We start from the raw sequence: 26,438 nt of genomic DNA, 5'->3' as shown, positions 1-26,438 counted from the left end.
CGAACGACCTGAGGCCCTGTGAGGTCGGTAGGCACGAATTGGATTTTACAATGCTGTACCAAGTTGACAGCGGTTCGATGAAATGGCGGCAGCAGCAACCGCGAGGGCTTCATTCATTTGCTCAGGCAGCCAAAGCTGCACCGCGCGACTAGGCGTGTCATTCGCGCATGCGGCATTAGCATCAGAATGGCATGCGCGGCGAAGTATCCAAGACGATTCTCCGCGCGCATGCTCGCTGTGGCTGCCATTGCGGCATCGGATTGCTGCTGGACTGGAAGCCAACCGGATCCTCGCCGCTCCCTCAATGAACGAAGTCCCTTCGATGCGCATGACCAGGACAGAGAAGACCGCAATCTGCCGTGGCCAGGAGAACGACGAAAGTTTGCGTGAAAGGTGAACGCAACATTAGGCCCTTTGAAGCCAATGAACTCAGCGCGGTCAATAGTCGGCCCGGACATGAAGGTAGCTTCGTCAAGGACCGTTTCGCTTCTCATCTGCAGGGAGTCAAATGATATCTCAAGCGTCTCGATTTGCACCGGATCAGCCTCCGAAGTTATCCTGCGAGTACTTGACTGAGCGAGTGCGAGCCTTGTTCGGCCCGCATCCGTTCGCCTCCCAGATGTCCGGAGACCAGGTCGCCAGCCTGCTGCCTGAATACCTAGCGATGTCACAGGCGTTCCCGTACCTGCAGGCAGGGTCGCAAAGGGACCTCATATTCGATGCAATGCATCAAAATCGGGACATTGGGAGGGACATTGAACTGACCAGCGTGGTCGCGAATTTTATCTGCTGGGATGAGACCGGTGGCCATGGCGGGATTCTCCGGGGCGGCAAGGCGGCGTTGCCCGATATTCTTTTGACAGAAAACTTTCACTCCAACCTCTTGAGAAAGGATGCTGCACGACTACTCGGCAGAGCGATAAGGCCCAACTATAGCGACAGGACGAAGCAGTACCTGCATTCTCTCTATGCCGGATTGTCATCGAAAGACCCCCTGGTTCGTTGCGCCTACATGGTCGCCTTTGAGCTCCATGCTGCAGACATGATCCAGTCGCTGTGGACCACTCTGGTCAAAACCTTCAAGGCGCGGCCGGACGATCTTGAGTATTTTCGCGGCCATGTCGGCGGAGAAGATCCCGCGGAGAAGTACCACGGAGAAATGACAGGCCGGCTGATTGGTGAACTTGTGCAGCCTGGCCTTAATGATCGCTTTTTGAATGAATTCGGCCGAGCCTATCGGCTCAGCGTCCAGTGGTGTCGCGATCTGCTCGGAACGGCGGCGCGTACGGGAGATGATCACTCCGAGATGCAACATCATGGCCGTTGTCATTGCGGCGCTATCAAATTCTACGTCAATGCACCTCGAGAGCTCTCTGCAGTTCGATGCAATTGCTCAATTTGTCAAATGTCTGGATTTGTCCACTTGCTCGTACCTGGCGATAAGCTGCGCATCGAGTGCGGCGAAGAGTTCCTCACGACATACCAGTTCAACAAGAATATTGCGCGGCACACGTTTTGCCGGCTTTGTGGCGTAAAGCCATTCTATAGGCCGAGGTCGAATCCCTCCGGGTACAGCGTAAATATCCGATGTCTGGATAGAAAGACCATCGAGCACTTAAGAATATCTGAGTTCGATGGCGCGCATTGGGAGCAAGCATTCCTGTCAATGCAGCAGGACCCGGAGTCATGCTTCGAAGATCAAAGGAGTGAGCTCGAATGGCGCGCGCAATGAAAGATAAATCCTGTCTTCTTTCAGAAGAAGTCCTGACAAAGTACCGGATTGAGCTGCTAGTAAAGGGGTCCGTCGTAATCGCCCCGCAAATGTTATTCACTCAAGACGACATAGCCAGGATCGATCAGCTGCAGGCTGAGATTCCGGAAGAAGAAGTGCGGGAGGGAGATGCGGGCGACTTGCACAGCGTCTTTGTCCAGCGCGTGAGGGTAGACCCGCCCGGCCACGCGCCTAGCAACGTGAGTGGTACTGCTTCGGGTCAGATCATGGAGCTGCTCGAAAGTAGAGATCGCAGCTTCGCGCTAAGAAAGATCTTCGGAGCATCCGCAGATTACGTGGTTCGCCGATGCCAGATGCATCGTATGCCGCCGGGGTCCTTTATCGGCATTCATTTGGATGCGGCGAGTGATCCGGATTTCGAGTACTCGGTGATTGTGCAGCTAGCGAGAGACTTCGACGGCGGTGAATTCGTGGTATATCCAACCGGGTACGAACAACACGTATTCCGGCCGCCATTTGGCGCTGTGCTTGTCACAACCTGTAAGGTCCGGCATGAGGTAAAGCCGGTATCAAGCGGGGAGCGCCGATCCCTCGTATACTTCTGTTCAAAACGCAGCGGCGTGAACCGCCGGATCATCGAGGGTTCTAACGCTCGGCCCTAGCGTGCCGCGCCTGGTATGGGTCTCTGCAAATCGTGGGCTGAGCGAGCTCTCCGGGGAATTGATGGCTTTCCCATCTTGCGGGTCCTTCGTGAGGTCCGACACGAGTCTGGTCGCAAGCGATGGCTTACATTGATCGTACGCGTCCGGTGACGGCCCCTAGTTGGGCGTCTTGAGCGGATGGCCGACCTCGCTCATGGGGCATGAGCGACGTTCTGAGGTTACCAATTCCGGGCGTGAGTTCGTGGACGCGCTTGGCGAGATGATCCAGCAGGCAGGCCAGCACAAGCCTGTGGATCTAGGGCTTGGCTGTGGCGATGAAGTGATCGCTTTGGTCGTGTCATTGTTACTCCAAGCTCTGCGCCCCGATCCGGGCCTTTTCCTCGCCCGTCCATCGTCGGCGACGATCCCAGTGATCACCTCGACGCGACGATCACCTTGCTACTGGCTCGAGCATGGTATTTGCCATCGTTCCTCCTCCACGGATCCGCTCATGCCGAGCTGTATCGCGGGCGCCGAAAGGGGAGCGGTTGGGGCCTCACGCCGTTACAATGGGCCGAATATTTCCACCACAATCACCACAATCACGAGGAGAGTGGTCGCAAAGGCCATGATGACCATTCCGCTGCCCGCAGGTAGGAGGCTGAGAGGCGAGGCGATAGGATTGCAGATCGACGGCATCACACGGGGCGGGAGATTGAGCCTCTCAGTGCTATCGAAGATATAGCTAGTCGGGCGTCGGGACTCACGGACCACACATCCAAAGCTGGGTTGCATCCCCGCGGAATTGTCAGCCAGCTGGTCCCGACCGGGGTTGTCCGGCGGCTGCCCGGGAACGAGCGGCGTTTGGCTGTAGTAGGGACCACCATGCTTGGAGCTCGGTGCCACCTCGCGCAGAGCAGTCTGCCTGACAAATGCGGAACTTGCGCCAGCGGCCACATTCATGGCTTTTGCAACTCCAGATGCAAGCAGAATCAAAGCCAAGTCGAACAAGATCAATCGGATCAGCCTCATTGGGGCTCCGAAGATAGCTGCTGCGGCCGCGTTCTTTGCGGCAACTCCTGCTCCTATGCAGCAATTTACGTGCCGGCAAAGTGCGGTCTTTTGGGGCCGCTTATTTCATAGTGAAACTCGCATAAACCCAAGCCAGCGAGTGCAATCGCCCATCGTATTGTCGAGTTTCAACGTAGGCGTCGCAAATCGGCCAAGCAGGACGTGCAATGCGATTAGCTTTTGGGGTCGGCAACTGCGCTGGCAGCCTTACGCCATGACGCTCGTCGCTGTACAAGCTTCGGCGCACCGCTGGTCTCGTCCGGGACGAACAAGAGCACTCTCATAGGGCCACCATTCATCGTCCGACCAAAGCTTGCTCGGTGATTGGGGCACCTTCGTCGCCACGTGAAGGAAGGGAGGCGCGCGTTCCCGGTGCGCGATGGTGTATCCCAGGCTTCGAAGCGATGAATTGAGCGGCTGACGATGTTTGCTACGACTTCAATAGTCGGTGTTGCTGATCGTGGGCCGCGGGCCTGTTCGGCGCAATCACAACGCACTCCACAGTGCCAGCCTTTTCATCGGCAGCAAGCGGGATCACGCCCTCCTTACGTGTGTGGTCGAATATAAGTCCATCCTTGACGAGACGATCATGCGCCGCCCGGAAGGATGCTGATCGCACATTTCTCACAGATAAAATAACGTTACAGCCGAAATAGTCGACGCCTAGCAGCCGGACGGCAATGTTGTGTAACACCGAGCCGCCACCCCAGCGGCCGTTCGCTTCATTGAACAGCAACCGCCCGTCTTGTGCGAAAATGGCGTCGATGTTGATCATTCCGCGATACCCCAGGTCTCGCGCGAGTGCCACAAAACGGTAGGCATGGGCCTGGGCAGCTAACAATTGCTCTTCCTCCAAGTCGCTTGGAAGCTCAAGTCCCGTCCGGATCAGAGCTCTTTCGGATCGGTCTGCGCTTTTACGCAGACGTATGCTTCCACTATTGACAAAAGCGATTGATGCATCATCCTGGATTGTATACTCGAGATAGAATAAAGATCGGGCCAAGTGGTACGATTCCACGACCAGCGTCTTACACGAGGCTGTTGTCATCTCAGACCACAATGCTTCGGGATCAAACGACGGCCACGAAACCCACCGAGTATCTCTGGCTCCAGGTAGCGGATCGCTCTTATTGCTGGTCAGGATGACGTTTCCAACTCCACCAGCTCCATTATCCAACTTTACAATGACCGTGCCGGTCTCGGATTTGAGGGAGGTGACGGCTTTGAACAGTCCATTTGGGTCTGTCGCGACTGATCCATGGGGGAGCGGAAGTGCAACGCTTGTTGCCAATTGACGGAAGTGGCTCTTGCGATTCAACAGATCAGGCCCGCGCTGCAAAGCGAAGTCGTCACCGGTCTTCGGTATGCCTAGAATGGCCGCCAAGCGTGCGACGCCTTCAGTAGAGTAGCAGGGATACAATTGCCAGTCTGATTTCTGGCGAATATGTCTTTTGAGCCGCTCGACAACAGTTTTGGACAGTAACGTACAATCATCGAGGATTGTCGATTGGCGGCTCGCAGGTACAAGCAGGCGAAGAGCCGATGAATGGAAATTGAGCGTTCCGCCAATGAAGGATAACAGATCGGCCGGGATCACTACCGGAGAGACTATCAGGTCGCCCTCCTGAGCAAACCACGCTGAACGAAATGCCGAGTTGGCGGCCAGCGAAAGTTGAGCATTTGTTAGGTGGGCGCCCGACATCTGAGGCGTACCGGCATTCATAATCAGGATTCGCGGCATTCTCGACCTCCGGACATCTGGTCGTGATCAGGATGGGATCGTCATGGCAACCACGAAGTCGTTGCCATGCCGTGGCAAGGCTCTGGGAGAGGGGAGAATTTGCGCCATCTCGATGTCACCTGCGATGCAGCGGGAGAGAACGGCCCGCCTCGAATCTGCCGATCTCAATTTATGGCTCGGCCGCGTATGAAATGATCTCGCAGAGCCCGATAAACGGGCTCTGACCAAACATGGGCGATCAGCGCTTGCGCCTCGATCCGGCAGTCGCCGCCGCTTGGTCACATAAGCGGCGGGTGCGTCTTCCCATCGAGCAACGGCTCGACCGACCAGCATTCGGCTACATTTGGATGTTCCGTAAGCACTCGCTCTATTCTTGCTGGAAAGATATTCTCGCTTGAAATAATCGAGAGTTGTTTTGCCGCGGTGAAGCGGAATAGATCCATCGGCCTCGCAGTGTCCATTGTCGCCGGCGAGGCTGGGGATCTCGAGTCGGGCTCCTCTCAGGGCACCAAACTGGCTCTCCAAGGCGCGAGCGATCCGCTCAATGTATCGATTGAGGATGACATAGCTGGACGGCTTCCGTTCGAAATGAATCGCGGTCTTGTCAAAGGTATAGGTAGCGCTTCCCTCGGCCGGGGTGGAAAAATTCAGCTTGCTATTCATGCGTGTCAGGTCCGCGCATTCTGTTTGCGCCACCCGCAACGGCCCCCCAAATCCTGACGAGGCCCCGGTCATATGCTTCGGCTGGCGCTTGTACAGGCTGTGCTCACACGGTCTTGGCGGAAGCCTTCTTTTAATGGCTGTCATGGGGTGCGAACGATGGATATCGCTCGAGGGAAATCTGCCGATCGATCGATCACTCCGCTCTGCTCAGCTGCGGTGTGCATCTTCCGGTAATGATCGGCACACCACGAAGAGGTCTTCTTGCCGCGTTTTTGATATACAGGCTCGCCGCACATATAGGCCGCTCTCATATCTCCATCTTTGAAACCGATGATGCAACGGCACTGGCCTTCAACATGATGAACTAACAGGACCTTCTTAAGGCCATCGCGGTCTTTCAACTTGCTGCTCCAGCCTGCCAAACAATTTCTTCCGATGCCGCGCTGGTCACGCGGAGTCGCCCGCGCGGGCCACTCGTCGAAACCCGCGCGGGCTCACCATCTGCCAAACCTTGCACGGTCGAAACGCCTTGCCAGGTGCGGAAAGGAGCTTGAAGGTGGCGGGTTCGGCGAACTGAGTTTTGTGCGTTGCTGCGCGAGACGAGCAGCTTCAGGAAGCGGGCGCCACCTAAGCGCTTCCGATAGACTTCCACGTCGATCAATTCTGACCTTATCGGCTCCCGTGGCGAAGTGGCCGCCGGCGGCCATATTGTCAGGATCAGAAATGCCGAACCATTTAGAGCTACGTGCGAGCTCTGGCGCCGCGATCGGAACTCGCTGCACAGCCCTCCCGAGCGAGGGACTATAGACAATGAGGAGCATGACCGGCCATCGGTCAGCGGATATGACCAGCTGAGGCATTCGCAGTCCCTCACACGATAGGTGCCACGCCCGAGAGCGTACGATTTAACGTTACGTCAGATTCAAGCCCCTTTTTTGCGGCCTATGAAAACGTGACCAAGGTAATGCTGGCCCAAGCAGTCCCCCAAGGGGCTATCGCGAACATGTAGCGCCGCCGTGAGGGGGCGAGCCCCAGTTAATGAGGGCCATTGAGGAGAGATCCAGCGAACGCGTCGGCGGCGTACCCAACGCACGTCGCCGCTCGCTTCCGGCGAAATTTGGAGTTGCTCAGGGGGCGTATGCGGGAATCACCATCGGCGGTCAGTCTGAGAAGGCGAGATATCGAAGCCAAGCTTGGCAAGTGTTTTTGGCGTTTGCGTAAAGCGCCACGCTGGCCTGCCAGTCTCTCGGCATGTAGGCGGCAACGGCGCACCTAATGCGCTCTCAGCAGAACACGTCGTTTTGCCTCGAAAAGATGCTCATCCAGGGTATCGTGCAGCGCACGCCGCAGCTCTGGCGGGATGGAGCTATCTGTATCGATCAATTCCCGAAACTTCCGGATGATGTGTTCTATTGTTGCGATCGTTCCCAGTGTTTCCATCCTCTGCCAGGGCATCATCCATTGTCTCCTTTGGCGCGTAACGCACGTTGCGCCGCGGGTCCTCACCTCAGCAACCGGGCCGAGAACAGCCTCTAGTCGGCAAAGGGGTGGCTGTCGGACACCTGCTCAGCGCGAGTTGTTTCGTCAGCGGCGCTCACTCAAATTCCGCAGAAGTGGCGCGCATTTGCAGCTGCAATATTCTTGCGCACGTAAGCTGCACTCTTGATCGCATTAGTCGAGCCTCAGCCAGCTCAGCTTTAGGCGTTTGAAACCGCAATCAAGCGAGTCAGCCGGGCGGCTGCAGCGCCGTGATCAAGTGATTCTTGGCCAAGTGCCACGCCTTGCTGTAGGTTCGAGGCACGACCGGCCACCACCAGTGCCGCCGCCGCGTTCAAAAGTGCGGCATCACGAAAAGGGCCTGGGAGGCCGTCGAGCACTTTCTCTAACGCAATGGCATGAGACTCGCAATCACAGCTCTCCAGCGCATCGGCGCGGTAGCGGGGGAGCCCGGCTTCTTCCGGCGTCACTTCGAACGTGCGGACTGTACCGGCCTCGACCGCAGCAACAAAGCTTGTCCCGGCGAGGGATATTTCATCGAGCCCGTCCGAGCCATGAACAACCCATACCGAATCGGCACCCAGGTTCTTCAAGACGTACGCCAATGGCTGCACCCATTTGCGAGCGAAAACTCCAAGGATCTGCCGCTTGACGCCGGCCGGATTAGACAAAGCCTCGATTAGATTGAACATTGTGTGGGTTCCAAGCACGCTTCGGATCTGGCTGATGCGCTGCATCGCAGGATAGCCGGCTGACGCAAACATGAAGCCAATGCCGGCTTCGTGCACACAACGTGCGATCGCATCAGGCTTGAGATCGACCTTTACGCCTAGACTCGCCAACACGTCTGCGGTGCTTGAACGCAAAGTCGCAGCGCGGTTAACATACTTGGCGACAGGAACGCCGGCCCCGGCGACGATGAAGGAAGCGCACGTCGATACGTTGAGCGGACGCATCGCCCCGTCGCTCGCACCAGTGATATCGATGGGGTCGCATTGCATTTCCACCTTGGGCATTAAATTCCGCATTGCGGACGCGGCGCCGGTGACTTCTTCGACTGTTTCGCCGCGGACTCTCATCCCAATCAACAAGCCACCGATCTGCGAGGGAGTTGCGTCACCCGACATCATGCTGTCGAACGCTGACGCAGCCTCCTCGCGCGTCAGTATGGCGCCCGTGGCAACTTTCGCGATGATCGACTTGAGCGGTTCCATCGAACTGTGCACGTCCCTTGTCCAATCTGAGCTGCGACCGTTCAGCCAGACGTCTTTGCAGCCGAGTGCCTTGTTGCAGCTGCCTGTCTATTCGCACTCGCTATGCCGCACTTGTCCAACAGGCGGCCGACAGATGAAACGTGAGCATCTGTGGCGACGCTACAACCTGACGCTACGTGAGGGTCAAGCCCTCTCCATTCGATGGTGCCCTAGATAGGACGCCGGCGGCTGGTCAGAGGACTGCAGTCGCTTGATACCAGAACAATAGCGTCGTCTCGAGCCTGCTTGCCGGCGATATTAGGAGGGTCACAAGGCTTTTGGCTTCCGGCGCCGCCGTGGCGGGGGCCGCCGGTTAACCTTCGTGCGATGTGCTGCACGTGAGCTGGGACGACTTCTGGTAAGGAGCCGGGCGGACAAGTCGTAGCACCTTCACTTCGATCTGCTGCTCTGATTGCCGATGTCCCGCCCGGAGATCACGTATCGGCATTGCTGACTGAGGCGATCTTGCTTGGATCTGAGGCAGACAGTGATAGCAAAGCGATCTGGTATATGACTACTACAAAGGCGTAACACGTCTTCCATACAGGCCTCTTTCTCCTCTGCGGTCGGCGCTTGATCAAGCGCGTTGGCTGGCGCGAGCATGACCGTTGTCATTGCCAGGCCAAGAGCGATGGCGCCGTAGCGAAGTCCGAGGTCCGAAGCCAACTTAGTTCGTTGTTTCTGAATCATAACATTCCTTCAATTCGGGTGGGGTGACGTTTTGTTCTTGCTGTGTGCGGAGCGCATCATCTGCCAACCGGAAAGCTGCGGATCTGCTTAGCTGGCTGTCGGCAAGCTCGTTATTCTACTTTGCGGTTCTCATTGTACGGAGCCCGTCATCCGCCGGGAATGACATTCGATGAATCGGGGGTAGGCCTGCACCGGATGGTGTTAGGCTCTCTATTTCGTCGTCCTGGGCTAGCGTACATATTTGAAGCATTCGCAAATGTCGTGATGTCAGGAATCCCCTGGCTCTCAGTGGTGATCCCCACTTGTCCCAACTCGTACAATCTAACGATGCATGCGATTCAAAGTCTCTTCATAAGACCGATGGTCTAAAGCTGTCGGGGGCTGTGGACTAGGGATCGACCGCTTCGGCAGCCGAGCCACGAGCGTCGCTCCTACGTGATGATACGGAGCGTAGGTGTCGCAATTGTTTGATCTACGAATTGCATGCTCTCGGCATGAATCCGAAAAGCAAACTCTACCAACCCGATCACTGGCGAGGCCGCGCGCAAGCAACGCGAAAGAAGGCGGCAGCGCTCGTTGACGGGAAAGCAAAAGACAGGTTGCTTAAGATTGCCTTCGAATACGACAAGTTAGCGCAGCGCGCCCTCGTGTGGCGGATGCGCAAAAATGAGGACGATACGTGGCCTGAGCAAGAGCTGTAAGCGCTGCTACGGCCAATCAAGGCTTCAGCCTTTTGAACTATACCCAACCCAAGGGCGAGGCTGATATCGCTCAACAAGCAAGTCAATCCCGCCTGCTCCGAGCGTTGCGGGAGCGAGGAGCGAGGCGGCCGGGCCGTCCTATGCCATAGGACGTGAGGGCGGAGCCGGCCGCTTGCCCAACGTTCCTTCAGGTCTCTTTGCTTCGTCAGCTTCTCGAAAGCTAGCTTTCACATAACGGTAATGCGGAGTACCAGTTCTCACTTGCAGTCAATCCGTTGCGCCTAACGAGGAAGCCCGGATGCCACCTGCGCGGTACGTCGAGCTGCTACTGGTCATTTTTGGCACTTAGCCGCGGCCGCAACGGCATATCAGTGTCTTTCATTTCAGACATCTGGGTTATGCGTCGGAATTCCTATTGCGGTCGCCGGAACAGCGCACTCTAAATCCAGGTCGCAGCGCGAATTGCGCGCCGGCATCAGGTTATTCGCAGCCGTGGCGGCTGCAGCATGCGATAGGCCCTAGAAGCCTCGCGCGGTCGCCATGCACGGGAGGCTGTCAGAAGAAGGCTGTGATGACCAAGTAGATTCCAGCCCAAAGCACCGCATTTATGAGAAGTGCGACGAGGAGCTCCCAGTTCCACCTTCTCTGCGGTTGCAAGGAGGGACGATCGGCGCCGAAATGCTTGATCATTGGGGGCTTTGTTGCGCGCGAATGTACGTCTCATTGCGCTGAGCGCCGGCCAACAGAAATATGCCAAGCTTTGCATGCCTCCTATCACTCATAAGCTAGCAGTCCTCTCTTCATAGGGCGGTAGGAGAAACGATGTTCGTTGCGTCGCGACCACTCGGCCGATTGATTGCTCGTGTATCTTCGGAACGGCAAGGTCGCGTTCGGCCCACGCAGCAAGCTACATGCCAGAAGGTAGAACTGTCGGCAGCGCCTTTCATTTGATGGGTTGGTCAAACGGAGCCGCTGCGCGACGTCGGAGTCGCGACATTCCTGTCGGAAACAAAACCCGCATTACCGTGTGCAACGAACACCGGCGGCGACGCCGGTGATGCTGTGTTGAAGATGGGAGTTTGGCCTCCCGGAGCCGGCCTTCAGGGGCAGGCTTCAAACCACCTCATGCTGCCGCGTTCAAAAGGCGCGGTGGTGAGCGATGAGGAAAAAGGCGGTGAATGAAACCGTCAGGTAAGTGACAAGAAGATGAGTGCAAGCGAACCGCCGATGACGTATCGAAATGGGTTCAAGATGCTGTCAAGACGGGCGTGGGGTAGTAGCGCTCGGAGGAGTGTGGGCGGAGCCTGTTTACGGCCCACGCGGCAGCCGGTGCATAGGCGGCATGATCTCGTCACAGGCTTCAACACGGAACGTCGGAACCTGACGCAATGCGTCAGGGGCGGAGCAACCCGTAATAGTGAGGAAGCGGGTGTAATGGCCGTGGAGCAAAGGGGTTGCGTTATCCTGCCGGCGTCACTGCGCCAACCGGGAAGACCGGGAGGAGCACGGTGAACTCCGGCAAACCGTTGCCCATCACCAAGCGGATGGTGTGGGAAGCCTATAAGCTTGTGAAGAAGGGAAAGGCGGCGGGCGTCGATGGCCAGAGTCTCGAAGACTTTGCCGGCGATCTTGAGAACCACCGCTACCGGCTGTGGAATCGGTTGGTGTCAGGAAGTTACTTCCCGCCACCAGTGCGGCGGGTCGAGATTCCTAAGGCCGGCGGTGGGATTCGTCCTCTTGGCATACCGACGGTCGCGGACCGTATCGCCCAGATGGTGGTCAAACGGTGTCTGGAGCCGGTGTTGGATGGAGAATTTGATCCGGACTCCTACGGCTACAGGCCCGGAAAATCGGCCCATCAGGCCATAGAGCAGGCGCGTAAGCGGTGCTGGCAGCACGACTGGGTCGTAGATCTCGACATCAAGAGCTTTTTCGACACGATCGATCATGAACTCTTGATGCGCGCGGTCTATCGACACACGAAAGCTGACTGGATCCGGCTCTACATTGAGCGGTGGCTTAAGGCTCCGGTCGAGATGCCCGATGGATCGGTTCGGGCGAGGACGACAGGCAGGTCTCAAGGGGGTGTGGTCAGTCCAATCCTGGCAAACTTGTTCCTGCACTACGTGTTCGATGTTTGGATGAAGGGGTCTTATCCCCACATTCCGTTCGAACGCTACGCCGACGACATCATCTGCCATTGCCGCACGCGGCAGGAAGCGGAGGAACTCAAATCGGCGCTGGAACGACGGTTTGCTGACTGCCATTTATTGCTGCATCCGGAGAAGACTAAAGTGGTCTACTGCGCTGACAGCAATCGACGGCGGTCCTACCCGCAGATCCATTTTGACTTCCTGGGCTTTAGCTTCCGCCCCCGTATGGCGAAGAACCGGTGGGGCAGGATCTTCACCTGCTTCCTTCCGGGCGTGAGTCCGAACTCTCTCAAGGAGATGAGGGCTCGCATTCGAGGATGGCGCTTGCCTCAGCACTCGCCGCTTCCGCTTGAAGACATCGCGCGTAGTCTCAGCCCCGTCCTTCGGGGCTGGGATCAATACTACGGGCGATTCTACCCGACGGAACTGCGTAGGCTCTATGAGTACTTCGATGAGCGCCTCGGCGCGTGGCTTCGGTGCAAGTACAAGCAACTGAAGGGCCATCGGGGACGGTCGTTGCGGAAACTCAACGAGATGGCGAAGCAAAATCCAAAGCTCTTTGTCCATTGGCAAAAGCTTGGACGGGCTACGGTTGGATAACAGGAGCCGGATGATGCGAGAGTATCACGTCCGGATCTGTGAGCGGCCGAGGGTGAAACTCCCTCGGCCTACTCGACAGCAAAAGGTGAGCGCCTCGCGAGCGTCATGCCGTATGACCTTGCCCCGTGGACTTAATCCAGATTGAAGTTCGCTCTGGCCGATATGAGGACCAGAGCATGAAGCGCAGCCGCTTTACGGAAGAGCAGATCATCGGGATTTTGAAGGAGCACGAAGCGGGCGTGTCGGTTGCCGATCTGTGCCGGAAGCACGGCGTCAGCGATGCCAGCATCTACAAATGGAAAGCCAAGTTTGGCGGGATGGAGGTCTCGGAGGCCAAGCGGCTGAGGACGCTGGAGGATGAGAACACGCGGCTGAAGCGGCTTTTGGCCGATCGTGGACGCCCACGGGATGAGCGAACGGCGGGCGTGTAAAGCCATCGGCTGTTGCCGCATGACCATCAGATATCGGACGACCCGGGCGGACGACGCGGCCCTACGCCAACGCATGAGAGCGATTGCCGAGGTGCGCCGTCGCTTCGGCTATCGGCGCCTGCATGTTCTGCTCAGGCGGGAGGGCTATCTGATCAACCACAAGAAGCTGTTCCGGCTCTACCGGGAAGAGAGGCTCGCGGTCCGTCGCCGTGGTGGCCGCAAGCGGGCGCTCGGGACCAGGGCGCCGATGGTGGTGCCGATAGCGCCGAATGACCGCTGGTCGCTCGACTTCGTCTCGGACCAGCTCACCGATGGCCGCCGCTTCCGCATCCTGACCGTGGTCGACGAGTGCACGCGCGAATGCCTGGCGTTGGTGGCCGACACCTCACTCTCCGGCACCCGTGTGGCGCGGGAGCTGGACCGGCTGATGATTGAGCGCGGCAAGCCCAAAATGGTGGTCAGCGACAACGGCATCGAATTGACCAGCAACGCCATCCTGACATGGGCCGACCAGAGCCGTGTCGACTGGCATTACATCGCGCCCCGCAAGCCGACGCAGAATGCCTTCATCGAAAGCTTCAATGGCTGTCTCCGAGACGAATTGTTGAACGAGACGCTGTTCACGTCGCTGGCCCAGGCCCGCGTCGAACTCGGACATTGGCGGGCCGACTACAACGATACGCGACCTCACTCGCAACTCGGATGGAAAACACCATCGGAGTTTGCCTTCACCTGCAACCCGCGCCGGGATCTGGCGCTGCGCTATGCCGAGGGCTCCGCGCCAGCTCCCGTCGCTACCACCGCCCAACCGGGCAAATCCAACAGCCGGGGCGAACTCAGGACTGGATAAAACTTGATGTGGTGGAACGGCCCGCTCCAACAGCATCAAAGTGCTAGAACGTGGTCGTTGTTCGAACGCCACAAAGGAGGGACCGTTCCGTGAAACAGGTTATCACCATCGGGCTGGATCTGGCCAAGCACGTTTTCCAGGTTCACGGGGCGGATGCCGAGGGCTCACCCGTGTTCAACCGGAAGCTACGGCGCAGCGAAGTTCTGCGTTTCTTTGAGAAGCTGCCAGCATGCCTGGTGGGGATGGAAGCATGCGGTAGCGCCCACTATTGGGCGCGCGAGATCGCAGCTCTCGGTCATGAGGTCCGGCTCATTCCGCCGGCTTATGTCAAACCCTTCGTCAAGCGTGGCAAGACGGATTCGGCGGACGCTGAGGCCATCAGCGAAGCGGTGACCCGAAAGACCATGCGCTTCGTGCCGATTAAGACGGCTGAGCAACAGGCTGCCGCGATGGTGCTGAAGACCCCGCGCTCTTCTAGTGCGGCAGCGAACGCAATCGGTCAACGCGTTGCGCGCGCATCTGGCAGAATTGGGGATCATCGCCACCGCCGGCCTGGCAAAGGTTGAGGCGCTGGTCGCAATCATACGGGATGAGACAGATGCACGCCTGCCCGCAGCAGCGCGCTTCGCGCTGATGGCTATTGCCGACGAGATTGAAGCTTCAGCCGACCAGATCGAGAGGCTCGAGCGCGCAATCGTCGCGGAGGCCAAGCACGACGAGGACATGCGTCGGTTGACCACGATCCCTGGCGTCGGCGCCATTACGGCGGCGACCATCAAAGCGCTTGTGCCGGATCCCGGCGGGTTCAAGTCGGCTCGCCACTTTGCCGCCTGGCTGGGATTGACGCCGCGGCCTCATTCAAGCGGAGGCAAAGAGCGGTTGGGACGAATATCGAAGATGGGAAATCCAGAACTCCGCTCTCTCCTCGTTGTCGGGGCAACGGCCGTCTTGCGGCTTGTCCGAAACGACGTTCGGGCGCGGCCGTGGCTGAAGGCGCTTCTCGCCAGACGCCCCTTCAAGGTTGCCGCCGTCGCGCAGGCCAATAAGACGGCGCGGATCATCTGGGCGCTCCTGAACAAGGGCGGAATTTATCGGCGTCCCGACCCATTGGCGATTGCCGCGGTGACGCAGTGACCGCCAAAACGATCTGACCGGCGCAGGCCGGCAGAGGGCGAGGTGCAACAACAGGCGATGAACCCATGGGACGAAATCCCGAAACGAGTGAAGCTACTGCCCCCAATGCGCTCAAGCGCGTAAACTTGATTTAGCTCCTCGTTCCGCGGATCTCATCGAGGCCAGCGGCCATATTGTGCCGCGCGCAAAGGCCGGACATATGACCGCACCGTTCCAATGTGTGAAATCGACTGAAAAAGCTCTTGCCTCGCGGGCCGTTCCACATATGGGGGCAAGGTCACGTAGCCAACGCGTTAAGGGCCGCATCTTAGTGAGGCCTATAAATCGAGCGATATTTGCAGTGGCAGCCAATGAGATCGGTTAATCATTGTTTCCTGACCGTTAGCTGACGATCGAGGTCGCAGCGGTCCGCTGGATGTGCCAGCTAAGAAGTGCATTCCAGACGTCTGCGGCTATGTACGAGCCGATTTGGACGCCATAAAACTGAATGGTTTTCACATAATTGACGCATTAGGACTGTTCAGCCTTTGCGAGAAGGCCGCAAGGGATCAAGTACACTCCCGCAGAAGCAGCAATGTCGCCCGGAGCTATCTGGTGCGGCAACTGCGAGCATCATGAAGTCTGGATTCCGCCGCCAATAGGAGAGCATGGCATGATGAGGGACAATTCATTGAAGACGAGATGAGGCCTCAAGAGCCGCCGACTTCGCATGCTCAAGCGTGATGTGCGCTCTGCCGGCGATGAGCAGTGAATGCCTGGCACCGATCAAGACTGCTTCGCCGCGGAGAGGCTCAATGGCGGACTTACATAAGTAGCGGGAAGATTCGATCGGCGGGTCGCCTAACTCAACGTACAGATCGTGCCGCCGCCCGTCCTCAGGCAACCGGCGGCACCGAGCGCAATTCGAGCACCAGAGGCATAACTAGAGGAGCGTGAGTGATGATAGACATCTACCGCTTTTGCGGATGGTGCGTTGTAGAGTGGTTCAGGAAAGCTGGGCCGAGAATCGCGGAGGTTGACTTGTTGCGCGACAACGTCCTCTACGTAGAGTTCAGGGCTATCCGAGAGGCAAAGGAGCGGGCGTGCGAGCGCAGGTGGTAGACAAGCTGGAGGCGGGCCGGGTGCAGCATGGCCGGTTCGCGACTGCTCCGGGATCAGGCCCTTGCGGTCTCTTCTTTGTGCAGGGGCCTTGCGGGTGTGAACTAAAGATAAGTGCATTTGTCCGTCCTGGGTGGGAGCATGTCGCTGTTTCGACACCGCGGCGTTGTCCAAACTGGGAGGAGATGTGCTTTGTCAAAGACATGTTCTGGGATGAAGAAGAGTGCGTCATGCAACTGCATCCGCCACATTCGCGTTATGTGAATAACAGCCGATATTGCCTTCATTTGTGGAGACCCATTTATCGAGACATTCCGATGCCGTCTCCGAGCTTCGTAGGCGTCGTTGGATTGAGTCCCTCAGATGCGGCAACGTTGTTCGCGCGGATGAGCGCGACAGCATGACGGACTGAGTTTACAATATCCGAGCACAAGGTGAGGCCGAGCGGGTGCACAAGCACCGGTTCGGCGTCCCGATGAGATGTCACAAGCGGGTGTATGTCAGGCTCGCTCGGCCGTTGCGGCGTGCAAGGCGGGCTGAGATGAAATGCCGCTGTCAAACAGGAGCAGCCTCAGAGCGAACAACAGCATCTCGCTCGCTGATAGCCGATCACGGGGCGAACTGGGGACGCGAATTGCGCGCTCTTTGGAGGCGAAGTTTTGGGCGCCGGGCGGCGCGGCACGATGAGGGTGAGATCGATCTCAAGCCCACGACCGAGCCTGGTTTGGTGAAGGCATCGTCTAACGCAGCCATCATCCTGACTGAAGCTGAAATTACACGAGCGCGACCTCTTTCACTGTGCAAGAGTCACTAGCTGGTCGGCCACCGCCTCACACCTGCAGCAGCGCCCGGAAGCTGGGACTGTCGCACAGCCAATTTGCCATGACGGCGATAGCTTCCCTAAGCTTGTGTGGTGGCCAGCTCCTCGTCAGTTTGCCGCGATATCGGTCGCAGGCAAGATGTGAGCAGCGCGCCCTCTGAGGAGACGCACGCGGAAGAAGCCGGTGAACCAGCATGTATAATCGAGTCGATGGCGAATACGCACATACTGAGCAAGCTGAGGAATCGAGTTGGCCCGCAGACGGTAGCGAATGTGCCCAAACACTCACCGAAATCGCGCGGCTGGAGAGCCTGGCGCCCGGCGAATTGTTCGATAGAATGGGGCTCTGCTTCAGCAAGCCGCATACCTCAGATGCAATCGATGATAGTTCAAACACCTCGGGCCTCAGCACATCCTCTCTGTCCTCCAGCTCCGAGTTATCCGTTGCCACTAGCCCTGTCCGTCCTCTGTTCGATTACAGGACGGCGGAATTGCCCCAAGCCAATGTCAGTGGAATCTGTGTTGGATTGGCCGCGGAGTGGCTCCTTGATCTCCCAAGCAGCGCTTCCTCCCGAATGGGGGTTCTGCTCCCGGGCACGGAAAATCACCGCTCGGCGGCAAGACGGCAGGAACAGTCTGAAAAGCTTAAGACTCAATTGAAAGAGGATAAGGCGGAAGGGTCTCACAATTTCCAGGCAAAAAGCACAATCTTGCGTGACGCCGGCCTAGAACCATCTGCTGAAGAGACGCGATATAGGTTTGGTACATCTTCGTGCATCGACAAGATCGTAAACGAGCTTGCGCAGGATCCATCCGTCCATTTGGTCAGCTTGAAATTCGTCCAACCTGGCGCCGGCACCCACACGATTGCAACGGCAACGTCGAATGGAACGACGATCCTCTCTGATCCTAACTATGGCGAATTTACTGTTCCGTCAGATCGGGTCGGAGGGTTGTTTAAGAGTCTTGCCGAGCGCTATAGCACCCTGAACAAACGTGATATTTCGGCGGTCGTCACACAAAGGATCAGGTATGGGCATCCCAATGCAACGGACCTTGCCCTATTCCCGCGCGCGGAACCTCATCGGTAGACACGAGGCAGCCGCATCGCCCGCCTTGTTTCACCCGCCGCGGTTTCTGTGGATGTTCAATCGATGCTCTCGATGGAAGTTCTCTGGAAGTAGTGCAGAGAGGGGAATGTTTAGCGACATAGGTTCGCCGGTCACTGAGGTTTGTGAGCCCCGCGCCATCGCGTGTCAGAGCAATCGCCTGCGCTTCCTCTCAGGCCGGACCGGCGGCCCGTTAGGCTAACCTCCTCGTAGGGTTGCGTTACCCGACGCCCAATCGCGCTCAGGGGGCCGGTCGGCAACCAAGCATCCACAGAGTCGGCACTAGCTGGAGCCGATCTGCTTCGGAATCACCGCCAGCCGCTTTTATAGTGAGCTCACCAACCAAATAGCTGCTGCCGGGGGCATCGGCTTGCCGTCGCACCGGCGCCTCAAAGCCAGTCATCGCTCGCCACGAGCTCCGCGACAATCCGCCTTCTCTCGTCGCTGGACTTGATTGACGGCTTCGGTGAGGACCTCATCCGCGATCTGACTCAGTGATATTGCAGCGCTGTGTTGTTCCAAGCTTCTCAATGGAATTGTGCGCCGAGCTGGAGCACTCTTTCACGGATTAAAGTGCCGAATAGTGCGAGTGACATCGCGAAGTTTGGACGAGGAGTTCCTGCGCGGAGCGCTCGCATGGGGGGTATTTAGCTAATTCGGATGACCGGCGCCCGGTAGCGTGGATCCGATTACGCGGGAAGCAGCGGGGGCGCTGGTCGGGTGGATGGATCAGACGCTGTCTCTGCCGCGCATGCGCGACTGGTTGAAGTTAGCAGGAGCGTGACTCGGCGCCGAAATCCCCACGCATACTCGGGGCGAGCGCTGTCCCTACCACGCGCCGCTAACTTCAAGAGTCATTGTACACCGAATAGCTGTCCAAAAGCTGACGAACCCGACGGCATGCATCCGGCGAGAGCGCCTGCGCGGGTTCATGCCCTGCTGCCTAGCACCCAGCCATCTGCCTAGTGGACGACCAACGTAAAATATCGTTAGCATAGACACATTCCATCCCCTCAGCGCGTCGTGCCGGACGCGGTCCTGTCGCCGCCAAGGAACGGTCACAAGCAAGTTGAGCCGGGGCCTGCCGCCGCGCACATGGATAGGCCGATAGGCCCATGGGCTGTATTCTTCGTCGACTGGCAGGCTACAGACCGCTCGCTGCAAAAAACCCTGACATTATCGCCAGGGTTTTGCATGCCATCGAGAATTTAAGGAGGCCGATCAGAAGTCCATACCGCCCATGCCGGGGGCCGCAGGCATTGCTGGACCAGCCGTAGCCTTCTTCGGCAGCTCGGCAACCATCGCTTCCGTCGTGATCAGCAGCCCGGCCACCGAAGAGGCGTTCTGGACCGCGATGCGCACGACCTTGGCCGGGTCAATGATACCCTTGGAAACGAGGTTGCTGTACTCGCCTGTCTGGGCGTCGAAACCAAAAGAGTACTGCTCGTTGTCGAGGACCTTGCCGACTACGATCGAACCGTCCTCGCCGGCGTTGATTGCGATCTGGCGGGCCGGCCAGGACAGCGCCTTACGCACAATCTCGACGCCGGTCTTCTGGTCGTCGTTCTCGGTGCGCAGACCCTTGAGCTGCTCGGAGGCACGGAGCAGGGCGACGCCGCCACCCGGGACGATGCCTTCCTCGACTGCCGCGCGGGTCGCATGCATCGCGTCATCGACGCGATCCTTGCGCTCCTTCACCTCGACCTCGGTCGCGCCGCCGACGCGGATCACCGCGACGCCGCCTGCGAGCTTGGCGAGACGCTCCTGGAGCTTCTCACGGTCGTAGTCCGAGGTGGTCTCCTCGATCTGCGCCTTGATCTGGGCCACGCGCGCCTCGATGTCGGCCTTCTTGCCGGCGCCGTTGACGATCGTGGTGTTCTCCTTGTCGATCATCACCTTCTTGGCGCGACCGAGCATGTTGAGCGTGACGTTCTCGAGCTTGATGCCGAGATCTTCCGAGATCGCCTGGCCGCCGGTCAGGATCGCGATGTCCTGCAGCATGGCCTTGCGGCGATCGCCGAAGCCCGGAGCCTTGACGGCCGCGACCTTCAAGCCGCCACGGAGACGGTTCACGACCAGGGTCGCGAGCGCTTCGCCTTCGACGTCCTCGGCGACGATGACCAGCGGCTTGCCGGTCTGCACCACGGCCTCGAGCAGCGGCAGCAGCTCGTTCAGCGAGGAGAGCTTCTTCTCGTTGATGAGGATGTAGGCGTCGTCCATCTCAACGCGCATCTTGTCGGCGTTGGTGACGAAGTAGGGCGAGATGTAGCCGCGGTCGAACTGCATGCCCTCGACGACGTCGAGCTCGGTCTCGAGCGATTTGGCTTCCTCGACGGTGATGACACCCTCGTTGCCGACCTTCTTCACCGCGTCGGCGAGGAATTTGCCGATCTCCTGGTCGCCGTTAGCCGAAATTGCGCCGACCTGGGCGATCTCCTCATTCGAGGTGACCTTCTTGGAGTTCTTCTGAAGGTCCGCAACCACAGCCTCGACCGCAAGGTCGATACCGCGCTTGAGGTCCATCGGGTTCATGCCGGCGGCAACCGACTTGGCGCCTTCTCGCACAATCGCAGCGGCCAGGACGGTCGCGGTGGTGGTACCGTCGCCAGCAGCATCCGCAGCCTTCGAAGCGACCTCACGCACCATCTGGGCACCCATGTTCTCGAACTTGTCGTCGAGCTCGATCTCCTTGGCGACTGCAACGCCGTCCTTGGTAATTCGAGGTGCGCCGAACGACTTGTCGAGCACGACGTTGCGGCCTTTTGGACCGAGCGTGACCTGCACGGCGTTGGCGAGAATGTCGACACCGCGCAGCATACGGTCCCGCGCGTCTACTCCGAACTTCACTTCTTTGGCTGACATACAAAATTCCTTCAGTCCCTATTAATTCATCCTTTGGCGCGCCCGATGGGCTCTCCTCAGGAGGGGTGAGCTGCGAGCTGTGAATTAGGCGGCTTTCTTCTTGGAGAAGACATCGGTGAGAACACCCATCACGTCGCTCTCCTTCATAATCAACAGGTCTTGCCCATCGATCTTGACCTCGGTGCCGGACCACTTGCCAAACAGCACGCGATCACCGACTTCGATGTCGATCGGAATTAGCTTGCCGCTATCATCGCGGCCTCCCGGGCCAACTGCAACGACTTCGCCCTGCGATGGCTTTTCCTTGGCAGTGTCGGGGATGATGATGCCGCCGGCGGTCTTCTCTTCTGCGTCGATGCGCTTGACCACGACGCGGTCGTGAAGCGGACGGAATTTCATAGAGGTCTCCTGAGCGTGTGAACAAGTTGAAGTTAGGCACAATGTGACAAGCAGCCCGTAGCAAGAGTCGGGCCAGAAATGCGCTAAGCGATCTGCCCTTCCAGTACTGCTGAAGCATTCAGCGGCTGCGATTGTGTTGTCCAGAAGCAAACGCGCAGAGGTGCACCAGCCCGCCCGGCTGTCGTGAAAATGACATTGCGTTTCTTCGAATACTGCATTGATCCCGGGAAGACTTCAACGTTGCTCCGGTGGTCGTTGAACAGGTCGAAAGGCCTCGCGTGTTGGCGGCGGTGCTGGCATTGCACATGATTGCCTGACGGCACCATCTAGCAGCTGTGGCGGGCAAAGCGTGCGGTCCACAAACGGTGTCCAGCGGCGGTGCTCAAACCCTACTGACTTCACCCTGGTCATCGTGCCGGCAGCACTTGAAGAAATTTGCGCGCGCCGCGAAAGCTTGATTGCGCCGGACATCGCGCACCGCGGTGCTTTCACCGGCCGCGTTCCTCGCCGGCGATTCCGCGGAAGAGATTGACGGGAGCTACTATCTGAGATGGCGGCCATCAGCCGACAGCGCACATTCTTGCGCAATTGTCATCGAGATGAGGGGCTGTTGCTATGCATAAGGGGCCACTCTGCTCGGCACGTGCCATAGATCATATCCGGCAGGTGGCGCTTGAACGAAAGCGTTCTTTCGGCCGGCGAAAAGCCAGGACGGCGATCTAACTCACTGAGGCCGCATTTTCCGGCGATAGGGTCGAGATTGCATCGCGAGGTGCTCGATAGATTCCCTCTACTTGATGTCGATGGCATCCAAACAGCTGTCGAGGATCGAAGGGATTGGCGGATATAAGAGCAATATACCTTGATATACGTTGTGCAGCTGCTTCCGGCGTGTGATCGGCTTCCAAGTCGAAATTCATCCGATCTCCGCGCACCATGGAAGAGCATCTGTGTCATCCGTAGAAGTACATCAGCACATCGTCTCACTTCTGCAGAAGCCGAATCCCGTCATCCTGGATATTGGCTGCAATGATGGGACTGATACGCAAAAGTTCCTCGAGCTGTGCCCGCAACCCGAGCTTTACTGCTTTGAGCCCGACCCCCGAGCGATCGCGCGCTTCAAGAAGAAGCTTGGTCCATCCCTCAATAAGGTGAAGCTGCTAGAAATCGCCATCAGCGACCGAAACGGGACGATCGACTTCCATCCGAGTAATGCAGATGGGGATGCGAAAGATTGGGACCTGTCCGGCTCAATACGCCGCCCAAAGAACCATCTTACCGAGTATGATTGGGTCCGGTTTGATCGGCCTGTCTCGGTTGAAACACGGCGGCTGGACGACTGGTGCAGCGAAGCCAAATTGGACGGAGTCGATTTCATCTGGATGGACGTTCAGGGAGCCGAAGCCGACGTTATCGCCGGCGGCATGCGGACCTTGAGCAACACGCGCTTCATCTACACCGAATATAGTGATCGCGAGCTCTACGAAGGGCAGTTGAGCCTGCAAGCCATTCTTAGCTCATTGCCATCATTTGAAGTGGCGGCTCACTATCCGCGCGCAGTGGAAGGTGATGTATTGCTCAGGAATACGCGTGTCTAGCAGCTACTCAGATCTAGCGTCTCATTCATGCAGCGCCTGATCAGCGTACTCTGTGATGGCCGTAGCTGCACAACGGTGATCGTCAAGGCGGGCGGCTATCGTTAGCCCGATTGGTGTGCGGTTTCGAGCCGGCGTGAACGCCAGCCGGTCCATAGGGAGCGGCCAGCGCCATGGTAGTCAGCGGGTCCATCCGATCCTGAGGAGCTAAGGCCGTGGTGCCGTGGCGATCGAACAGCCGATGTAGCAGCAAGGCGTTCGCACATTCATGACGTCGCTTCGTCGGTTCCGCTCTACCGGCAGTCGCCAGGATCTACTGCCGATCACGCCAAACCATCGCGCGGCCTCATCGGCGCGCCCCAAACCGGTCTAGCTTGCTAATGTCACTCCATCCCAACGGCAGAGGGCTGGCTGTATTGGAGGGCTGACATGGGTCTCTTCAGCCGGAAGATGGCCGGTTAGGCGATGCGCGATCTCATGCGGCCGCAGCGTCTCTTCCGCGCCGGCGATGCCGATCCGCCAGCCGCGGCCAAGAGCCAGATTGATCCATCATTCCGATGGAGGTGCACGGTACGCTTCACATCAATGTCGTACTGCCCTTGCCAGTGTCGGCGTGCCGCATCGATAAGCGCAAGGTTGAGTGCCAGGATATTGCGCCGTGCAGTGCTGCACGGTGCGCCCAGGCGGCACAGCCCGTGAGAGTCGAGCCCCGTCGCTCGGTGATTTGGAAAGTTCGTGGGTTGCCGTTGCGCAGAAATTCAGGTCGATCCCGCTCGGCAATCCATTCGCGTGGCCTGTGGTTTGCCCGCGCCTGATCCCTTTACTTCATGGAAAGCCGGGCTGTATTGCAGTTCCGAGCAGGGCGAGGCCAGCACTCTGAAGCGTTCCCTCGTTTAAAGCTGCGTGCTGGGCAACCACGAAGCTGTCGCACATGGCGCGTGCTAGGTTGCTGCTGGTATAGAGCGCCTCAGTTCCAGCAAGACCGCTCGAGATCCTGCAGACCTCAGCGCCCTGCCGCGCGGCGTTCGTCGCGGCGAGCCGCACTTGCATCGTGGTGCTCAGATTTACCCCGCCCGTGAGCGCTTGCTTCCACAGCTCTTCCGTGGCCTCGTAAAAGAAGGAACGAGCGGAACGTAGCATAGATTCGGCTTTGGCGATTTCAAGTTGGACATAGCCGCGCTCAGCCATCACGGGCGCTCCAGTGATCGAGGCGCGGCTTCCGGCCATGGCGATCACCTCGTCTATTGCGGCTCGCGCAATCCCGATGCCGACGACCGCATGCGCCTGCGCAGCGAAAGCGACGGACGGATAACGATAGATCGGCCCATCAAGTGTTGCCGGACCGCCGCGGATCAAGGTCCATTGCTCTGGCACAATGACGTCGCTGACGACAACGTCGTGGCTTCCGGTGCCTCGTAGTCCGATGACGTCCCAATTGGGCCGGATTGTCACCTTCTCTGCCGGAATCACCGCTACACGCGGGAGGTCTCCGGCCGGATCGTCTTCCAGTTTTATACCAACTCCTATCAAATCCGCCCCGGGCGAGCCGCTAGCGAATGGCCACACGCCGTTCACGACAAATCCGCCGGCGCATCGCCTGGCGGGCTGGAGCGGGAAGAGCGCACCCGCCAATACGACGTCAGGTCCATTGGCGTACACTTTTCGAAGCGTGTCGTCCGGAAGAGCAGCGAGGTAGCGAGCTCCATCCCCGAAGCTGGCGACCCAACCGGCGGATCCGTCGGCCTCGGAGATGCGCTCGATCTGGCGGCAAAATTCGGCTGGTGTTCGCTCCTCGCCGCCGAATCGCTTCGCGACCATAGCCCGATAGATACCGATGCGCCTGAAGCCGTCGATGATCTCTTTTGGAATTTCCTGCGCGGGGCCAAACTCGTTGCGACGCGCACGGATCTCGACAAGTAGCGGCGACAGATTATCCCAGGTCGCAGCCGCGGTGTGGGATACAGGACATTGCTTTTCGGGTGAAGCGTTCATAGATCGTCCTCCGCGTCTTGTGCCGACCATGGTCGTGCGTCAGCCATTGACTGCGCACGGGGCGAAGCTGGGTGATACGATACCGGCTGGAGGACATTCTCAGAGCTGTCGCAGTTGATATCGCTTGCATGAGATTGCGCACGGTAGCTTCCCAATTTAAGGGCCGGGAAGCCAGACTGAGATGTAGCTGTTGCCGTTGCATGGAGGCTGGCCGGCAAAACAGCCGGTAGACGGCGGCGCGACATCGGCCCGTGGTTGCCGGGCTGGATCTCCGGCGGCTGGTCGGGGGGGCATGCGATGTCATGTCTTCTCCATGGACGTGTGCTCATACGTCGGACAAGCCGGGTCGAGCCAAGTTTGGAGTTCCTGAGCTATGCTCGGGAGGGCGCTCAAGCCTGCGACTTAGTTTTCCATCGTCTCAGCAATCGGCGTGCCATTAAGCATGTCTGCCGGCCTTGTCCGAATCTCGCGAGATCATTCCGCCGCGCCGTGCCACACATGCTCGTGTCTTCGTGTATACTTTCCGCCAATGTCATTGACTCAACAAGCCGCAAGCAAACCGACAGAAGCGGACCTCGATCGCCGACCGGCCAGATTCAACGTTAGTGCCAAAATTAAGACCCGCTCCGATCTCCCGATGCTACCAACAGCCCAATAGCTGTTCGTGCGACTGCGGGGAGCGCCTGGTTAGAAGCGGACCTCCAGACAGCTGGTGTTCAGCAAACGCACGGAGCTCAAGACGCTGAATTACGCGATCAAATCTGTTCGAGGCACTGCAAGAGTACCCGGCTCATGCAAGCAAAGACAAGGCGCGCTTCGAAGAGGCCCCGGGGAGCTTAGGAGGCTCGTTGCAGCACACGAGCCGTCTACCTTCTGTCCTACAGGACGCAAGAAATTCGGGCAGAATTCTGACCTGTCGACCTCTTTTGCAGCCGCCGGCGCCTCCCTCTTCGGCGGTTTTCCAATGCTGAGATTTTGGCCGAGCTTGCCAAATTCGCGCAGCATGCCTGCGCCACGAGCGTTACGACTGATGAGGGATCCACGTTCTGAAGCTAGTCTTCTGTTTCCTACTGAGCGACGCCGTGGTTGAAGAGCTTGCTTGCCAAATCTATCGGTTGTTAGATGATTTCTGGCTGGCAGACGCGGTGCGCAACATTTGAATCATTGTTCTGGTATTCGCCTGGGCGGACAAATCTGGCACAACTTACTGTGTCCGCAGCGACTAACAACCTGATGGGTTTCGCGTACACGCTATGCAATTTGCGAGCTGCCAGTTTCGTCTCGTGTCGAACTCGTTATGGAGGACGGATAGTAAATTGTCCAAAGCGGGCGGGTCGCGCGACTGTGTGCAATATCAGGCAGCGCATGCGAGATCGTGGTGAAAACAACCATGCTTTCAACGGCCT

At 58.3% G+C, this 26,438-nt stretch carries 16 protein-coding genes and 2 pseudogenes; 9 read left to right on the top strand and 9 right to left on the bottom strand.

The features are described from left to right. The first annotated feature begins 580 nt into the window (after positions 1-580). Positions 581-1,732, top strand: a complete 1,152-nt coding sequence (locus tag BJ6T_RS37580) for a GFA family protein (protein WP_014497805.1) — start codon at positions 581-583, stop codon at positions 1,730-1,732. Further along, complete coding sequence (locus tag BJ6T_RS37575) at positions 1,717-2,394, top strand: 2OG-Fe(II) oxygenase (protein WP_014497804.1); 678 nt, start codon at positions 1,717-1,719, stop codon at positions 2,392-2,394. Before BJ6T_RS37580 ends, BJ6T_RS37575 begins: the two co-directional genes overlap by 16 nt. A gap of 543 nt (positions 2,395-2,937) precedes the next feature. Here the strand turns inward: BJ6T_RS37575 and BJ6T_RS47730 are convergent. The 6 genes from BJ6T_RS47730 to trpD form a co-directional block, all read right to left on the bottom strand. Then, positions 2,938-3,405: a hypothetical protein gene (locus tag BJ6T_RS47730; RefSeq protein WP_018647484.1), complete on the bottom strand. Its 468-nt coding sequence runs from the start codon at positions 3,403-3,405 to the stop codon at positions 2,938-2,940. Positions 3,406-3,874: 469 nt separating this feature from the next. Continuing rightward, a complete protein-coding gene (locus BJ6T_RS37565) occupies positions 3,875-5,185 on the bottom strand; it encodes a preATP grasp domain-containing protein (protein ID WP_014497802.1) in 1,311 nt (436 codons plus the stop codon). Between the two features lie 27 nt (positions 5,186-5,212). Next, positions 5,213-5,848 (bottom strand): hypothetical protein, encoded by a 636-nt coding sequence (locus tag BJ6T_RS44330; protein WP_223153701.1) that lies wholly within the window; start codon positions 5,846-5,848, stop codon positions 5,213-5,215. A gap of 140 nt (positions 5,849-5,988) precedes the next feature. Then, a complete protein-coding gene (locus tag BJ6T_RS46395) occupies positions 5,989-6,249 on the bottom strand; it encodes a hypothetical protein (RefSeq protein ID WP_133415003.1) in 261 nt (86 codons plus the stop codon). An 871-nt stretch (positions 6,250-7,120) separates the two neighbouring features. Beyond that, positions 7,121-7,306, bottom strand: coding sequence for a hypothetical protein (locus tag BJ6T_RS44320; protein ID WP_014497801.1), 186 nt, complete (start codon positions 7,304-7,306; stop codon positions 7,121-7,123). Positions 7,307-7,545: 239 nt separating this feature from the next. Further along, entirely contained in the window at positions 7,546-8,559 is a 1,014-nt protein-coding gene (trpD, locus tag BJ6T_RS37560) for an anthranilate phosphoribosyltransferase (RefSeq protein WP_014497800.1), read from the bottom strand. A 1,196-nt stretch (positions 8,560-9,755) separates the two neighbouring features. Here trpD and BJ6T_RS37550 point away from each other — a divergent pair. From BJ6T_RS37550 to BJ6T_RS44305, 6 genes and pseudogenes are all read left to right on the top strand, one after another. Next, positions 9,756-9,989 (top strand): hypothetical protein, encoded by a 234-nt coding sequence (locus BJ6T_RS37550; RefSeq protein ID WP_014497799.1) that lies wholly within the window; start codon positions 9,756-9,758, stop codon positions 9,987-9,989. 1,508 nt (positions 9,990-11,497) lie between these two features. Beyond that, positions 11,498-12,742, top strand: a complete 1,245-nt coding sequence (gene ltrA / locus BJ6T_RS37545) for a group II intron reverse transcriptase/maturase (protein WP_014497798.1) — start codon at positions 11,498-11,500, stop codon at positions 12,740-12,742. A 176-nt stretch (positions 12,743-12,918) separates the two neighbouring features. Further along, positions 12,919-14,023: pseudogene (locus tag BJ6T_RS37535) on the top strand (IS3 family transposase). 89 nt (positions 14,024-14,112) lie between these two features. Next, positions 14,113-15,157: pseudogene (locus tag BJ6T_RS37530) on the top strand (IS110 family RNA-guided transposase). A 1,082-nt stretch (positions 15,158-16,239) separates the two neighbouring features. Next, positions 16,240-16,659, top strand: coding sequence for a DUF7694 domain-containing protein (locus BJ6T_RS49765; RefSeq protein ID WP_011084853.1), 420 nt, complete (start codon positions 16,240-16,242; stop codon positions 16,657-16,659). A gap of 610 nt (positions 16,660-17,269) precedes the next feature. Next, positions 17,270-18,166: a YopT-type cysteine protease domain-containing protein gene (locus BJ6T_RS44305; protein ID WP_011084854.1), complete on the top strand. Its 897-nt coding sequence runs from the start codon at positions 17,270-17,272 to the stop codon at positions 18,164-18,166. A gap of 1,239 nt (positions 18,167-19,405) precedes the next feature. On the opposite strand, the gene groL is transcribed toward BJ6T_RS44305, so the two are convergent. Both groL and BJ6T_RS37520 read right to left on the bottom strand, forming a co-directional pair. Beyond that, complete coding sequence (groL, locus tag BJ6T_RS37525; RefSeq protein ID WP_014497791.1) at positions 19,406-21,046, bottom strand: chaperonin GroEL; 1,641 nt, start codon at positions 21,044-21,046, stop codon at positions 19,406-19,408. An 84-nt stretch (positions 21,047-21,130) separates the two neighbouring features. Next, on the bottom strand, positions 21,131-21,445 hold the full coding sequence (locus BJ6T_RS37520) for a co-chaperone GroES (protein WP_014497790.1): 315 nt from the start codon (positions 21,443-21,445) through the stop codon (positions 21,131-21,133). Positions 21,446-22,395: 950 nt separating this feature from the next. On the opposite strand from BJ6T_RS37520, the gene BJ6T_RS37515 reads away from it, so the two are divergent. Next, positions 22,396-23,043, top strand: a complete 648-nt coding sequence (locus BJ6T_RS37515) for an FkbM family methyltransferase (protein ID WP_011084858.1) — start codon at positions 22,396-22,398, stop codon at positions 23,041-23,043. An 822-nt stretch (positions 23,044-23,865) separates the two neighbouring features. Here BJ6T_RS37515 and BJ6T_RS37510 read toward each other — a convergent pair. Then, positions 23,866-25,032, bottom strand: coding sequence for a flavin-dependent monooxygenase (locus tag BJ6T_RS37510; protein WP_014497789.1), 1,167 nt, complete (start codon positions 25,030-25,032; stop codon positions 23,866-23,868). Positions 25,033-26,438 lie beyond the last annotated feature (1,406 nt).

The sequence above is a fragment of the Bradyrhizobium japonicum USDA 6 genome (genome assembly GCF_000284375.1).
Lineage (GTDB): Bacteria > Pseudomonadota > Alphaproteobacteria > Rhizobiales > Xanthobacteraceae > Bradyrhizobium > Bradyrhizobium japonicum.
This window is presented reverse-complemented; position numbering and strand designations above follow the sequence as displayed.

Bases quoted from the DNA above. Each gene is read 5' to 3' on its own strand.
- BJ6T_RS37575 (WP_014497804.1), top strand. From the start codon at position 1,717: ATGGCGCGCGCAATGAAAGATAAATCCTGTCTTCTTTCAGAAGAAGTC.
- BJ6T_RS47730 (WP_018647484.1), bottom strand. From the start codon at position 3,405: ATGAGGCTGATCCGATTGATCTTGTTCGACTTGGCTTTGATTCTGCTT.
- BJ6T_RS37565 (WP_014497802.1), bottom strand. From the start codon at position 5,185: ATGCCGCGAATCCTGATTATGAATGCCGGTACGCCTCAGATGTCGGGC.
- BJ6T_RS44330 (WP_223153701.1), bottom strand. From the start codon at position 5,848: ATGAATAGCAAGCTGAATTTTTCCACCCCGGCCGAGGGAAGCGCTACC.
- BJ6T_RS44320 (WP_014497801.1), bottom strand. From the start codon at position 7,306: ATGATGCCCTGGCAGAGGATGGAAACACTGGGAACGATCGCAACAATA.
- trpD (WP_014497800.1), bottom strand. From the start codon at position 8,559: ATGGAACCGCTCAAGTCGATCATCGCGAAAGTTGCCACGGGCGCCATA.
- BJ6T_RS44305 (WP_011084854.1), top strand. From the start codon at position 17,270: ATGTATAATCGAGTCGATGGCGAATACGCACATACTGAGCAAGCTGAG.
- groL (WP_014497791.1), bottom strand. From the start codon at position 21,046: ATGTCAGCCAAAGAAGTGAAGTTCGGAGTAGACGCGCGGGACCGTATG.
- BJ6T_RS37520 (WP_014497790.1), bottom strand. From the start codon at position 21,445: ATGAAATTCCGTCCGCTTCACGACCGCGTCGTGGTCAAGCGCATCGAC.
- BJ6T_RS37510 (WP_014497789.1), bottom strand. From the start codon at position 25,032: ATGAACGCTTCACCCGAAAAGCAATGTCCTGTATCCCACACCGCGGCT.